Genomic DNA, 15,038 nt, shown 5'->3' with positions numbered 1-15,038 from the left:
CGTTTTTTTGGAAGCCTTCTCTTCATCGGGAAGGCTTTTTTGTTTTCTTTTGGTTCCATGAAGACATTTCTCATAGATGTAGACCGAAGACGACTATTGCCTCTTACTTTCTCAAGGCCTGCTTGCGATTTACTGGTGGGTATCGATTCCATAAGAGATAAATGGGAAAATAAACTGCAAACGGGGTTGTCTGTCTTAACAGCTTCCTACTTGGGCCAAAGAGAAAATGCAGAGGAACTCAACCTTCTCATTCATGGTTCAGCTATTCCCAATGGAGAACTGCTTGAGGCCATAGCAGATCTCAATCAAGATCAGATATTAACTCATCGAGGAAGATTTATCGCCGTAAAGGCTAGTAAAACGGAGATAGAAGAAGTACAAGCCAGAATCGATAGTGGAGTAGCTATCTCCTTTACCCACTTTGAGCGAGAAGAAGTTCACTTCAATTATGACCTGACCGTAATCGAAAAACCATCTGATATTTTTGTTCACAACGGAGAGATTCTGCGAGCAGATTTCAAGCGACTTTCAAAAAACTACCACAGCATGAGTTTCGACAATGACGTCTCTACCAAAGGAGATGAAATATTTGTGGAAGAAGGAGCCAAATTAAGTCACTGCGTTCTCAACGCCTCCGAAGGGCCTATCTACATTGGCCGAGATGCTGAGGTAATGGAAGGCAGTTTGATTCGCGGGCCATTTTCGCTTGGCGCAAACTCCACGCTTAAAATGGGAGCCAAAATCTATGGTGATACGTCTATTGGAAGACACTGTAAAGTGGGAGGAGAAGTAGGGAATTCGGTTGTGAACGACTACTCCAACAAAGGCCACGATGGCTATCTCGGGAATTCCGTTATCGGATCTTGGTGCAACCTCGGCGCAGACACCAATACCTCAAACTTGATGAATACATACGGTGAGATAAAAGTCTGGGATTACTCTCGCGAGGCAATTGTACCTACGGGACGTCAATTCCACGGCTTGATCATGGGCGACCACTCAAAAGCGGGGATCAACACCATGTTCAACACGGGAACGGTAGTGGGCATGTGTGCGAACATTTTTGGAGGAGGATTCCCCGAAAAATTCATTCCTTCTTTCTCTTGGGGTTCTCCCGAGAAGGGATTTTCAGAATTCAGAATGGACAAGGCTGAAGAAGCAGCAGGTGCCATGATGTCTCGCAGAGGACTAAAACTTTCAAAACGTGACAAAGATGTCTTTCATCACGTGGCAGAACACGACAGAAAGTACCGAAAATAGACTCCCATCGACTTTGGCACGACGCTTGACTTTTGTTCAATTGTTATAAATCGAGTGCCCTTTCTGACAGATTGGCGCACTTTGGACTAGAAGAATATGATCGAAAATAAACTTTGGGATCCTCGCGAATTACAGGACATAGTGGACAACGAGACGGAGTTCATCCCATTAATAACAAACGAAGACGAAGAGGAGATGAACAGCGAGGAGACTCCTGTTGAACTGCCAATACTTCCGATTCGAAATACTGTACTTTTTCCAGGCGTGGTTATCCCGATCACTGTAGGAAGAGATAAAAGCATTAAACTGATTCAGGAAGCCTACAAAGGCAAGCGAATGGTCGGTGTAGTGAGTCAAAAGGAGCAATCCATTGAAGACCCGCAATTTGAGGATTTGAACAAAATCGGTACGATTGCAAAGATCATGCGACTCCTAAAAATGCCCGATGGAAGCACTACCGTTATCATTCAAGGTAAGAAGCGCTTTGAGCTGATTGAACCCGTTACGGAAGAGCCCTACCTCAAGGCCAGAGTGACAGAGTTTCCAGAGATCAAACCGGAGACAGGAAAGAAAAAATTCCAAGCGTTGGTTGATTCACTCAAGGACTTGGCTCTCCACATCATCAAGCTTTCGCCAAATATTCCTTCGGAGGCACAGTTTGCTATTAAGAACATCGAAAGCCACAGTTTCTTGGTCAACTTTATTTCGAGCAATATGAACGCCGAAGTAAAGGACAAGCAGAGACTTTTGGAAATCGCCGATTTGCGCAAGCGAGCTGAATTGGTACTGGAATACCTCAGCAAAGAGCTGCAAATGCTCGAGCTGAAAAATGACATCCAGTCGAAAGTGAAAGTTGACATTGATCAGCAGCAGCGAGAATACTTACTCCACCAGCAGATGAAGACCATTCAAGAAGAATTGGGTGGAAATCCGCAGGAAGAGCTTATTGCGGAGATGACCAAGCGGGCTGCCAAAAAGAAGTGGAATGAGAAAACAGCGAAAGCCTTTCACAAAGAGCTGGATCGCTTGAAAAGAATGAACCCACAGGGGGCAGACTACTCGGTGCAATTGAATTACCTCGAGACTCTTTTAGATCTTCCTTGGAAAGAATATTCTAAAGATAAATTTGATCTCAAGAGAGCACAGCGAATACTAGACCGCGACCATTACGGATTGGAGAAGGTGAAAGAAAGAATCATCGAGCACTTGGCTGTACTCAAGCTAAAAGGCGACATGAAATCGCCGATCCTTTGCCTTTACGGACCTCCGGGTGTGGGTAAAACGAGTTTGGGAAAATCAGTTGCAGAAGCACTTGGAAGAAAATATGCGCGTATGTCATTGGGAGGTCTGCGCGACGAAGCTGAGATCCGCGGACATAGAAAAACGTACATCGGTGCATTGCCGGGAAGAATTATTCAAAACCTCAAGAAGGCAGGTACTTCCAATCCTGTTTTCATCTTGGACGAGATGGACAAGCTAGGAAGAGATTCACACGGTGATCCCTCATCTGCTATGCTGGAAGTGCTCGATCCTGAGCAAAACTCAACCTTCTACGACAATTATATTGAGCTCGACTACGACCTTTCGAAGGTTATGTTTATAGCCACTGCCAATAGTCTGAACACCATTCACCCCGCCTTGCGCGACAGAATGGAAATCATTGAGGTGAATGGCTACACTGTGGAGGAGAAAGTGGAGATCGCCAAAAGACACCTTTTGCCAAAGCAGATCAAAGAAAACGGACTCGACTCGAATATGATCAAGGTAGGGAAGCCCGTTTTGGAAAAAATCGTTGAAGAGTACACGAATGAATCAGGAGTTCGAAGCTTGGAAAAGAAAATTTCCAAATTGGTTCGAAACAGAGCCAAAGAGATTGCCATGGAAGAAGAGTTCACTGCTACCGTTTCTTTGGAACAGTTGGAAGACATTCTAGGTCCTGCTCATGCCAAAGACAAATACCAAGACAACGACGTAGCCGGAGTGGTTACCGGTTTGGCGTGGACTCCAACGGGGGGTGACATTCTTTTTATCGAGAGCTCACTTACCAAAGGAAAAGGTAAGCTTACCCTGACAGGGAACTTAGGTGATGTGATGAAAGAGTCTGCCATGATTGCTTTGGAATACTTGAAGTCACACAGCGATGTTCTTGGATTGGATCAAGAGGTTTTCGATAATTGGAATGTGCACATTCATGTGCCGGCAGGAGCCACTCCGAAAGACGGCCCATCAGCGGGAATCACCATACTTACAGCATTGGCATCAATCTTCACTCAGCGAAAAGTGAAGAAGTATTTAGCAATGACCGGAGAAATCACCTTACGCGGAAAAGTCCTTCCCGTGGGTGGAGTGAAAGAAAAAATCCTTGCCGCCAAGCGAGCAAATATCAAGGAAATCATTATGTCCACAAAAAATAAGAAAGACCTGAAAGAGATCAACCCAAAGTATCTCAACGGTTTGACTTTCCATTTTGTAGACGATATGATGGACGTGGTTGAGAAAGCTTTATTGACTCAAAAAGTATCGGAACCACTTAAGGTGGCTTAGGGCCCTACAAGTTTTTTCCCATTCGGCAATAGACCGAGTTTTTTTGCGTTTTTTGCATCGAGATGTTAAAGCGGTTACTATCGATAGCCTTTGTGCTATCTGGTTTTGTCCAAGTCTTTGCCCAAGATAATGGTCAAGCCAATTTTCAAATTCTACAAACCATTTCACCTGCCAGAATAGCGGCCTTGGGTGGAAATGCAATTGCCGTTAAGGATGGCGACCTCAACCTTGGACTGTTCGCTCCATCTTTACTCGACTCCTCGACTTCTGATCAAATCGTTTTCGGATACACTCCTTTTTTCGGCGAAGCCAATATCATTCATGCGGGCTACGCGAAGCACATTGATAGTGTAGGAACATTTTCCGCGGCGATAACGAGTTTAGGCTACGGTGACTTTTCCATGACCTCAGAAACAGGAGAAGTAATCGGCTCTTTCAATGCAGGCGAATACCTGTTCCAAGGAGGTTATGGACGGCAAATCAACGATCGATTTTCGGTGGGTGGAAATTTGAAATTTATCCTCAGCGAATTGGCCGAATACAAAGCCACTGCTTTGGCTGCCGACTTCAGTGGCACATACTACAATACTGAGAAACTCTTTACCGCTACCGTATTAATCAAGAATCTGGGCACCTCCCTAAGCAGCTATCGCAGTGGTGTGAATGAAAGGTTGCCTTTTGAGATTCAGGCAGCCTTCTCAAAAAGGCTTGCCAAAGCACCCATTCGATTTTCTATTGTTGGAGAAAACCTTCAACGCTGGGATTTAACACCGGAACAGACCATCACTGAAATTGATCCAATCACAGGAGAAGAAGTGGTGACAAACCCGGGAGGTTTTGGTGTAAACCTGATGAGACACTTGGTCTTCAATGCTGAAATTCTACTCACGGAGAACTTCAATTTAAGACTTGGCTATAACTACAATCGTCGTCAACAATTGAAAATTGATGACAATCCGGGCGGAGCGGGAATCACCTATGGACTCGGTCTTCGAGTTGCAAAAATCCACATCAGCTACGCACGCGCTGCTTATAGTGTAGCCGGGGTAAGTAATCATTTTACCCTCGGATTCAAATTCGACGATTTCAAAAAGTCATAACTGCATTCCAAGCCGGTATTCCTATCTTCGCCAGCCGTGGATAGAAAGATCAACATAGCCATAGATGGCTATTCATCCTGTGGAAAAAGTACTTTAGCCAAAGGCCTTGCAAAAGCACTGGGATACTCTTACATAGACTCCGGGGCGATGTACAGAGCAGTAACGCTCTACGCCATCCGAAATAAGTTGACCCGGAACGCGGAAGTTAAAGAGCAAGGTCTAATTGCTGCCCTTTCTTCTATTGACGTTGACTTCATCAATAAAAATGGAGTTAACACAACCCGCTTGAATAGAGAAGAAGTGGAAGACGAGATTCGTACACTCGAAGTTTCTTCATTGGTGAGTCAAGTCAGTCGCATTCCCGAAGTAAGAGGGAAGCTGCGCGTGATGCAGCAAAGAACGGCAGAAAAGGGAGGCGTAGTAATGGATGGAAGAGACATTGGTAGCGCCGTATTGCCAAATGCCGAATTAAAGATTTTCATGACGGCAGATCCTGAAGTCCGCGTAGAAAGAAGGTTTGCTGAACTCAAGGCAAAAGGCGAACAACTTACCCGCGATGAAGTGAGGGAAAATCTGACTCATAGAGATCAGATGGATACGAATAGAAAGGAAAATCCGCTCATTCAAACGACCGATGCACGTGTGCTGGACAATACGAACCTGACACCTTTAGAGCAATTAGAACTAGTAATTGCATGGGCTCATAGTTTTATTAAGGCGTAACAAGCGCCTCCTCAAGTACTTCTTCCAGATTTCTAGTTCCATCAAAAAATGAAATTATGGTCTGCATAACAGCATCAACCGTAGCATCGGGACAAGAAGCTCCACTGGTCAAAACAATACGCAAAGGGGACTTTGGCATTAACCAGTCCTTTGAAACTTCCATTTTCTTATCGGGGTAATTAAAGTGGTGAATCTCCTCTTTGCTCTTGATTTCGTCCTTTGAGCTAATGAAATAGGTCGGCATCTTTTCTTCGCAAAGTTCGACGATGTGAGAGGTATTGGAACTATTGTATCCACCTACCACCAAGGCCAGATCTGCTCCTTCTTTCAAAACACCCAAAGTTGCTCTTTGGTTGTCATTGGTAGCATAACAAAGGGTATCTCTGGTATCGGCGAAGTGATTTTTATACTCAGCCTCCCCGTAGAGATCAATCATCGTTTGCTTAAAGTAATCTGCTATTCCCTGCGTTTCCGTTGCGAGCATGGTGGTTTGATTGACCACCCCTACCCTTTCGAGATCTTTACTCGGATCAAAACCTTCGCTATACTTCCCTGCAAATACTTCGTAAAATTCACTCATCGGTCGCTCTTTCCGAATAAACTGACCAAGAGTCACCGCCTCATCCATGTTTAAAATCACAACGGATGGAGCTCCTTGGTAACTATGCGAAAAGGTTGCTCTTGTTTCTTCGTGCTTGATCTTACCATGGATTATTACAGAAAAATCATTTTTTCCCAACTGGTCTGATCGTTTCCAGACTTTCTCCACAAAGGGACATGTGGTATTGTATTTCTCCACCTGAATATCTTTTGCTGCGAGTAATTCCATTATCTCCACTGTCGTGCCAAAGGCGGGGATGATGACAATATCATCAGCTCTAAGTTCATCCCAATCCACAAATTGATTTCCCTGGGTGTCCATGATAAATTTGATACCCTTACTTTCCAAATCTGCATTTACAGTAGGGTTATGGATCATTTGACTGAGAAGGAAAATCCTTTTGTCCGGGTTCTCTTCTATAGCTCGATATGAAATCTCGATAGCATTTTCTACACCGTAGCAAAAGCCAAAATGACGAGGAACTAAAAACTGAACCGGGCCAAAATCCAAAACGGAAGGTGAAAAATCTTTCTTCCTCGGGTCAGTAATCTTTCGAGACTCCTTTACCTTTGCGATAATGGGTGAACGATAGAATTCCGGAACTTCGAAGCTTTTCATGCAAAAAAGGATTAATCTGTTCAACAGCAAAATTAGAGTAAAGTTTCTCCTCCAAATCATTAATATCTATTTTCCCATCCTTTAAGTTTGAAAAATGAAAGGTTCGTATTTTCTATTGCTCATCTTATTATGCGGCTGTTTTAAGCCAGAGGCTGATATGACTGTTGAGAATTTTGAGATATTCTCAAACTATTCACTCTCATCAGATACTTTGGTTCTCGAGATGGATTTGAGCCAAGGGCCGTTTAAGGGAATAACGCTGCCATCAGACTCAGCGACCGGTTCAAGAGCTTACTTCCATTTTAATTTCAATCTCCAAAACAAAGGTGCCACGGAACGATTTTTCTATAAGCTCTATTACAGGAATGTTTCCTACATGCACGCTGATTACATCGATGGAGAGTTCAACCCAAAGTCTTCCGAAAATTTTTACGGATCATGGTCCGGTATCGACGTGCCCCTTTATAAACTCACAGAAACCGTCAAAGAAAACGAGCGACTGGAGATTCAGGATTCAATCAAGATTATGGGAAATCCTTTTAACGAATCTCGATTTTTCGGACCCGACCCAAGATCAAATCAGTTTGACATCACCGATGTCAACAAAATGATCAAAATCATTCAAAGCAATCCCGACTGGCTGACTTCAGTAGAAGAAAAAGCAACTATTAAGAATCAGAGTTTAGAAGATCAATTGCGTTTTGATGCCATTTGGACGTTGAGAAACACCCAATTAAATGATACCACGAATCTCCGTTTCCGAAACAATCCCAGAGTTGGTTTATATGAATTCATGCTGGTGATCGGTCGGGAATCACTTATGGAATCTATTCCCGACTATGCGCTAAATCATAGCTTGACAAACCCCGAAACGGGTGTTAGGTCTAATCCTTTCTATTTCTTTCCGAAAAAAGAGAAAAAAGGGGAACTTATTGTTCAAAAGAGCGACCAACACTTAAGAACTTATGCAGTATTAAGACCTGATGAGGGCCTCTATTACGACAAGTTCGATTTTAAAGAATCTTATTCCGGAAGTGAATGCGAAAATGATTCGACTGCCTTTGAAAATGCTCATTTCATCCAATACATCAACACTCCTGAACTTGACTCAACTCTTAATAACATAGATCAGGCAATGGATGTAACGGCGGACATGACGCAGGAACTATTCAGAGAATGGGCTCAAAACGCAGACAGAAACCAAAACTCATTCGTGGCTCTGGCAGATGAACCCTGCCAAAACGCCTCCTATGATGCCGATCAAAATGTCATACTCGTTAAAAACCCGGGGAATTCAGAGAAACCTTACAGAAAAGAAAATGGTGGAATTGAAGGTAGATTCGGATTTACCTATGGAAAATTTAAGGCACAGATTGAATTTCCGGAGCTCTTGAGCGAAGAAAATGTTTGGAATGGAGTGACCTGTGCTTTTTGGCTGAAGTTTCTCTCACTCGACGAATGGAACACCAGAGATGAATGCAAGACAGGTGGAGGATATGTGCTGGACTATTTTGACCAAAACAATCCCGAAAGAGGGCCAAGGTCGACTTACAGCGAAATAGATATCGAAATTGTTAAGGCCGCCAATCACTGGCCACCTCTATCTTACTCAGGCTATGCCGATACGGTAGATTTTGACAACCCCTCTTCAAATCACGATTTAATTATAGCTTGCACCAACTGGGATTTGGCTTGCAAAGATCCCGGTCAATTCGGTGTCGGCGTTAAAACTTTTATTGAAGGTGACAATACATATTACACCCACCGATGGGGCGATTGGTATAGAGCAGTTACCTCAAAGAACCCTTACCCTCACGACAAAACCGTAGGTCAACCAATTTGGTATGAAATAGACTGGAAACCCACCTGCATTACTTGGAGGGTTGGAGAAACCAAAGGAGCTATGCAGAGAATCTGTTTTATGGATTCATCGATTACCAAAATTCCCAATAATGCTATGAATCCTGTAGTAAGCCAAGAATTTCATTATGGACATTGGTGGCCTACTACCCCTTTTCCGCAAGGAGATATCCCTTACCCTAAAAATGATATTGTAGGTAAAGTGATCGAAATAAGAGTGGAATAAATTCGTGTTAGTTATTGAAAAACATTACCTTCGCGCCTCCTAAAAAATGAGGTGTCATGGCTGCCTCTTCAATAACACTACTCACATCTGCCATGAAGTTGTGATACAAAGAACTGCCTTTTCTATGGCAAATGAAGACAAAAAGGTTTCTGAAGAAACCGAAAATACTCAAGCAGCTGCTGAATCTAAGCCTGCTGAAACCCAAGAAAAAGTAACGGAAAGCACTGAGGAAACTGCAAAAGCAGAAGAGCCAAAAGCTGAGGTTACTGAAAAGACTCCAGAAGCTGCTCCTGTGGCTGAAGAGGAAGTGGAGGAAACAACCGCTGAAGCACCTACTGAAGATACTGATGCAGACCCTGATGGTAACGACATCGTAACTCGTCAGAAGGAAGAAGAAGTTGGACGTGACGATGAAGATGGTGATGAACTCAACCTTTATGAGGGAAGAGAGGAATTCGATCCTGCTAACTTCGATTGGGAAAAATTTGAACACGGAGCTGAAGACTACAACGAGACTGAAAGAGCTAGCCTCGATGAAATGTACGATGACACTTTGAATGCTGTTCAGCAAGGAGAAGTGGTAAAAGGTACAGTTGTAGATATCACTAAAAAAGAAGTTGTAGTCAACATCAACTACAAATCTGAAGGAATCGTAACAGCCAACGAATTTCGTTACAACGAAGAGTTAGCGATCGGCGATACGGTAGATGTATACGTTGAAAGTCTTGAAGACAAAAACGGACAACTGGATATTTCGCACAAGACTGCCCGCATGCACGAAGCATGGCGTAAGGTGAATGCAGCTCTTGAGGATGACACAATCATCACAGGAAACATCAAGTGCCGCACGAAGGGTGGATTGATCGCAGATGTATTTGGATTGGAAGCATTCCTTCCGGGATCTCAAATCGACGTGAAGCCAATTCGCGACTACGACATGTACGTAGGAAAGAAGATGGAATTCAAAGTTGTGAAAATCAACCACGAGTTCAAAAACGTAGTTGTATCGCACAAAGCGTTGATCGAAGCAGAACTCGAAGAGCAGAAGAAGCAAATCATCGGAGGCCTCGAAAAAGGTCAGGTACTCGAAGGTACTGTGAAGAACATCACATCTTATGGTGTATTCATCGACCTTGGAGGAGTAGACGGTTTGATTCACATTACCGATTTGAGCTGGGGACGTATCAATCATCCTGAAGAGGTGGTTGAACTCGACCAGAAAATCAATGTGGTTATTCTGGACTTTGATGATGACAAAAAGAGAATTGCGCTGGGCTTAAAACAATTGACCGATCATCCATGGGATACCATCAGTGATGAAGTTCAAGTAGGTAGCAAAGTGAAAGGAAAAGTAGTTGTGATAGCAGACTACGGTGCTTTTGTAGAAATCGCTCCGGGTGTAGAAGGACTTGTTCACGTAAGTGAAATGTCTTGGTCACAGCACTTGAGAAGTGCTCAAGACTTCTTGAATGTAGGGGATGAAATCGATACAGTGGTTCTATCCATCGACAGAGAGGAAAGAAAAATGTCACTTGGAATCAAGCAATTAATGCCTGATCCATGGGCAAGCATCGTTGAGAAGTATCCTGTAGGAAGCAAGCACAAAGCTACCGTGAGAAACTTCACCAACTTTGGAATCTTTGTAGAGTTGGAAGAGGGTATCGACGGATTGGTGCACATCTCTGATTTGAGCTGGTCTAAGAAAATCAAACATCCTTCTGAGTTCTGCAATATCGGTGATGAGTTAGAGGTGGTAGTCTTGGAAGTAGATCAAGACAACCGTCGTTTGAGCTTAGGGCACAAACAACTTGAGGAGAATCCTTGGGATGTATTCGAATCTGTGTTCCTTGAAGGATCCACTCACGAAGGAACCGTTACTAGTATCGAAAACAATACTGCGACCATTGCCATGCCTTACGGGGTAGAAGCAGTAGCTCCTGCTAAGCACTTGCTGAAAGCGGACGGAAGTAGTATTAGAGTTGATGAACGTGCAGAGTTTGTAGTTCTTGAATTCAATAAGAACCAACGACGCATCATGGTTTCTCATACTCGAACTTTCGAAGAAGACCCTAAGTTGAATAAGGCAAAAGAAGCAGCTGAAAGAAAAGCATCTTCTAAAGCAGCTTCTAAGGCAATTCAGAATATCCAAAAAGGTCAAGAGAAGACAACTCTTGGAGATTTAGATGTTCTGGCCGGTCTTAAAAACGAAATGGAGAAAGACGAAAAAGCGGCTACTGCAAAAGCCGATAAAAAATCGAAAGAAGATAAAGAGGAAAAATCCTAATCCTTAATCTTACGATCCAAATTGATCAGAAGCCGCGCTCAAATGAGCGCGGCTTTTTTATTTCATCCGGATTTTTTTTGGCAATTATTTTGATTCAACGAATTAACATGCTAAATTGGCGGAGTGAAATTCTTGATTAGTCTAAAAAATACGACGGTTCAGGAGAAGCACAAACCGCGCAAAGAGAGTTCTCTTTGTATTATTAACCAAATTATTAACCAAAAACAATTCTTATGAAGATGCATTTTACTAAAATGTTTACAGTCTGTTGCGCCATCGTATTTGGCGCTTTCATGACGTCTAACGTAATGGCCCAAGGTGGCTGTTTGAACACTGCCGCTTTTGCAAGTGCCGACATTACCGTTGAAGGACCTAATGGTCAATTGATTGGTATTTCTACTTGTTCTTATGAAGAGGAGTACTCTACAATTACAGGAGTTCCTGCAGGTGAGGATATTCAGTTTACTCTTGATGCTGACGGAGACGGAGGTTACATCACAGTACGTCGTGATTCTGCGGCTGGTGCGATTGTAGCGGAAGGTTTTAGCCCTCTCACTGTATCTGCTGCAAGCGGTGCAGACCTCTTCCCACATTGGAATACAGACGATGCTTGCGGTACACTTGCTCAATGTGTAGTGACTACCGTTCAATGCGTTTCTTGCGACACACAGTGTCCTGAAGGAAACATCGGTGATCCATGTGACGATGGTGATGAAACGACTGTTGGTGATACGATAGGTGAAGACTGCGTTTGCGCAGGATTGCAAGCCACTGGAGATTGCCTTAACTCGTCTGCTTTTGGATCTGCAGACCTCTCTCTTGCAGCATCTGAAGTTGTAACAATCAGCACTTGTTCTTTTCAAACTGAGTATTCTGAAATCTCTGGAGTTGTCGCTGGAGAGACTTACCAGCTTGCCATTGTTGAAGGTGGATATATTACAGTAAGATTTGACTCTTTGAATGGCCCCGTTGTCGCTCAAGGTTCTTCACCTCTTACTTTCTCTGCTTCAGCTAGCAATAACTTGTATGCTCATTGGAATACTGACGGTGCTTGTCAAACAGCAACCAATTGTGTAACAACAACAGCTCAGTGCACTACTTGTCCAGCTACTTGTCCCGGAGGAAACATTGGTGACCCATGTGATGATGGTGATCCTTTGACTGAAGGATCAACTATACAACCTGACTGCTCTTGCGCAGGCGGTACGGTGCCATTAGCAAATGATGACTGTGATGATGTAAGTTCGCTTCTTGCTTGTGGCGCTACCGTTACAGGTACTACAGTAGGTGCTAATCAAACTGAAGGCTTGAATAATTTATGTGGTGGGTTTACATCAACCACTCCTGATGATGTGTGGTATGCATTCCAAGCTAACGGTACAGACAATTACACTGTAACCGTATTACCTGGTGAAGGTTCTCTTATTGACGCAGTTCTTTTTATCTACTCCGGAGATTGTGAAAGCCTAACGGAAGTAGCTTGTTCAGACACTGGTTTAAGTGCTGGTTCTGGAGAAGGTATAACTTTGGAAGCTCCTGCTGCAGGAGTCTACTACGTGCGCACATACGCCTATTTCGACGCTGGTGACATCACCGTATCTCTAGACTGTGAGTCTAGTTGTGCAGATCCATTCCCTGCTGTTGATGAAGCAAGCCTTAGCACTACCTTCACTGGTAATTCATTCTTAACGGAGTGGGATGCTGTTGCAGGTCAGATTGGATGTCAAATCAGAGTTAGATTAGCTGGTGCTTCGAGTATTCTTGGCGCTCAGATAATCGGTGGGGCTGGTGCAAGCTCGTTCAACATCCCTGGTGGAGTTCTTCAGCCTGGCACAGATTACGAATGGCAAGTGAGATGTGGATGTTCTCAAACTCCACTAGTAGCAGGTCCATTCACAACTTGGCAACCGTTTACTACTCCAGGTGGAGCAGCAATTTCTTCATTGCCTAACCCAACTGAGGGTCAGTCTAACGTAACTTTCACAGTTGCAGAAGATAGCTACACAACTCTTGAAGTATTCGATATGAGCGGACGTCTTGTTGACGGTTTGTTTGCAGGAAATGCTCAAGCAGGAAACGATTACCGTTTCGAGTTTGACGGATCTAACCTCCCTAACGGAGTGTACATTTACCGTCTGACTACTGAAAACGAAGTAGTAAATGACAAATTCATGATTGCAAAATAAGCAGTCAGTTATTCATTGAAAGCCGTCTGCCCTATGGGTAGACGGCTTTTTAATTACGCTGCGCTAGATTATTAAATGTCAGCCTTTTTGTCAATATCTAGTGTCTTGTACATCTCCACAAAAAAAATCCAATCTCACTGGATTTACTATCAATGCTTTATAGCAGAAACTGATGATTTCTGCTATTGATTTTGATTCTTTCAAAAACCATTGTAACTTGTCGATCTTGTAAGGCTTTTTGTCGACCCTATTCGACGGTTAGCCGAACTAATTAAATTATTATGGAGTGACAATACCCACTTCTTTAACCAAATTATTAACCAAAAACAATTCTTATGAAGATGCATTTAACTAAAATGTTGACAGTCTGTTGCGCCATACTTTTTGGCGCATTTATTTCGTCAACCGCATTCGCACAAGGCGGATGTCAAAACGTCGCTAGTTTCGGTAGCGCTGACATTAGTGTTGACGGACCAAACGGTGAATTGATCACTATCTCTACTTGTTCTTACGAAGAAGAGTATTCTACCATTACAGGCGTACCTGTAGGAGAAGACATTGAATTTTCTTCTTCAACGGGCGGATACATCACTGTCAGAACAGATTCTGCCGGAGGTGCTGTTGTAGCAGAAGGTTTTAGCCCGGTTACCGTATCAGGTGCCAGCGGGTCAAACCTGTTCCCACACTGGACCGTAGACGACGCTTGTGCTACTGCTTCCAGCTGTCTAGCTACTTCAGTGCAGTGTACGTCTTGTGCAACGGAATGTCCTGATGGAAACATCGGTGACGCTTGTGACGATGGTGATGCAAATACCGTTGGAGATGTTATTGGTGAAGACTGCGTTTGCGCAGGCCAACCACTTACAGGTGATTGTTTGAATGGATCATCGTTTGGTTCTGAAGATTTGACCGGAGCTGCTGATGCTTTATTAACCATCAGCACATGCTCATACCAAGAAGAATACTCTACTATAACAGGAATTTCTGCAGGTTCGGACGTTGAATTCGCTATTGTTGAAGGCGGTTACATTACCGTACGAACTGATTCTGTAGACGGACCCGTTGTCGCTCAAGGAACATCTCCCGTTACTGTTTTAGGTGCGAGTGGTGCAGACCTCTATCCGCACTGGAATACAGACGGGGCTTGTGGTCAAGATGCCAGCTGTGTTGAAACAACCGTTCAATGTCTCACTTGTGGTACTGACTGTCCGGATGGAAATATTGGTGACCCCTGTGATGATGGTGATGAAAATACTGAAAATGACGTATTGGGTGAGGACTGTGTTTGTGCAGGTACTCCAATTCCAGACGACAGCTGCTTAAACACAGTTGCTTTTGCAAGTGCGGATATTACTGCTGAAGGACCAAACGGTGAATTGATCGGTATCTCTACTTGTTCTTACCAAGAGGAATACTCGACAATAACTGGCGTTCCTGCAGGAGAAGACATCGAGTTTTCGATTGTTGAAGGTGGTTATATCACAGTGCGATCAGGCTCTTTTGACGGACCTGTAGTTGCTGCCGGTTTTAGTCCTCTTACTGTATCAGCTGCATCAGGTGCAGATCTATACCCACATTGGAACGTAAACGATTCTTGCGAGCAAGCTGCAACTTGTGTTGAAACGCAGGTTCAATG

The 15,038-nt window shown here is 43.6% G+C and carries 9 protein-coding genes; 8 read left to right on the top strand and 1 reads right to left on the bottom strand.

Annotated features, from left to right (window positions below):
• Positions 1-57 precede the first annotated feature (57 nt).
• From O3Q51_13195 to cmk, 4 genes are all read left to right on the top strand, one after another.
• On the top strand, positions 58-1,260 hold the full coding sequence (locus O3Q51_13195) for a putative sugar nucleotidyl transferase (GenBank protein MCZ4409769.1): 1,203 nt from the start codon (positions 58-60) through the stop codon (positions 1,258-1,260).
• Between the two features lie 96 nt (positions 1,261-1,356).
• A complete protein-coding gene (gene lon, locus O3Q51_13190) occupies positions 1,357-3,804 on the top strand; it encodes an endopeptidase La (GenBank protein MCZ4409768.1) in 2,448 nt (815 codons plus the stop codon).
• 62 nt (positions 3,805-3,866) lie between these two features.
• Positions 3,867-4,904: a type IX secretion system protein PorQ gene (gene porQ / locus O3Q51_13185; protein ID MCZ4409767.1), complete on the top strand. Its 1,038-nt coding sequence runs from the start codon at positions 3,867-3,869 to the stop codon at positions 4,902-4,904.
• 36 nt (positions 4,905-4,940) lie between these two features.
• A complete protein-coding gene (cmk, locus tag O3Q51_13180; protein ID MCZ4409766.1) occupies positions 4,941-5,627 on the top strand; it encodes a (d)CMP kinase in 687 nt (228 codons plus the stop codon).
• Here cmk and O3Q51_13175 read toward each other — a convergent pair.
• The gene (locus tag O3Q51_13175) at positions 5,617-6,846 is read right to left on the bottom strand and encodes a 4-hydroxy-3-methylbut-2-enyl diphosphate reductase (GenBank protein ID MCZ4409765.1); all 1,230 of its coding nucleotides are present in this window, start codon (positions 6,844-6,846) and stop codon (positions 5,617-5,619) included. The two genes, cmk and O3Q51_13175, sit on opposite strands and share 11 nt — an antisense overlap.
• Positions 6,847-6,940: 94 nt before the next feature.
• Between O3Q51_13175 and O3Q51_13170 the strand changes: the two genes are divergently transcribed.
• The 4 genes from O3Q51_13170 to O3Q51_13155 form a co-directional block, all read left to right on the top strand.
• Positions 6,941-8,932 (top strand): hypothetical protein, encoded by a 1,992-nt coding sequence (locus O3Q51_13170; protein ID MCZ4409764.1) that lies wholly within the window; start codon positions 6,941-6,943, stop codon positions 8,930-8,932.
• Between the two features lie 124 nt (positions 8,933-9,056).
• Entirely contained in the window at positions 9,057-11,216 is a 2,160-nt protein-coding gene (gene rpsA / locus O3Q51_13165; GenBank protein MCZ4409763.1) for a 30S ribosomal protein S1, read from the top strand.
• Positions 11,217-11,455: 239 nt separating this feature from the next.
• The gene (locus tag O3Q51_13160; GenBank protein ID MCZ4409762.1) at positions 11,456-13,402 is read left to right on the top strand and encodes a T9SS type A sorting domain-containing protein; all 1,947 of its coding nucleotides are present in this window, start codon (positions 11,456-11,458) and stop codon (positions 13,400-13,402) included.
• A gap of 335 nt (positions 13,403-13,737) precedes the next feature.
• Positions 13,738-15,038 (top strand): hypothetical protein (locus O3Q51_13155; protein ID MCZ4409761.1); only part of this gene is annotated, 1,301 nt, incomplete at its 3' end.

It is taken from the genome of Cryomorphaceae bacterium 1068 (assembly GCA_027214385.1).
Taxonomy (GTDB): Bacteria; Bacteroidota; Bacteroidia; order Flavobacteriales_D; family Cryomorphaceae; genus JAKVAV01.
The sequence above is the reverse complement of the archived record's forward strand: the minus strand, read 5'-3'. Positions and strand labels throughout refer to the sequence as shown.

What these genes read in the sequence shown, in the direction of transcription:
- O3Q51_13195 (MCZ4409769.1), top strand. Translation starts at nt 58, where the DNA reads ATGAAGACATTTCTCATAGATGTAGACCGAAGACGACTATTGCCTCTT.
- lon (MCZ4409768.1), top strand. Translation starts at nt 1,357, where the DNA reads ATGATCGAAAATAAACTTTGGGATCCTCGCGAATTACAGGACATAGTG.
- porQ (MCZ4409767.1), top strand. Translation starts at nt 3,867, where the DNA reads ATGTTAAAGCGGTTACTATCGATAGCCTTTGTGCTATCTGGTTTTGTC.
- O3Q51_13175 (MCZ4409765.1), bottom strand. Translation starts at nt 6,846, where the DNA reads ATGAAAAGCTTCGAAGTTCCGGAATTCTATCGTTCACCCATTATCGCA.
- O3Q51_13170 (MCZ4409764.1), top strand. Translation starts at nt 6,941, where the DNA reads ATGAAAGGTTCGTATTTTCTATTGCTCATCTTATTATGCGGCTGTTTT.
- rpsA (MCZ4409763.1), top strand. Translation starts at nt 9,057, where the DNA reads ATGGCAAATGAAGACAAAAAGGTTTCTGAAGAAACCGAAAATACTCAA.
- O3Q51_13160 (MCZ4409762.1), top strand. Translation starts at nt 11,456, where the DNA reads ATGCATTTTACTAAAATGTTTACAGTCTGTTGCGCCATCGTATTTGGC.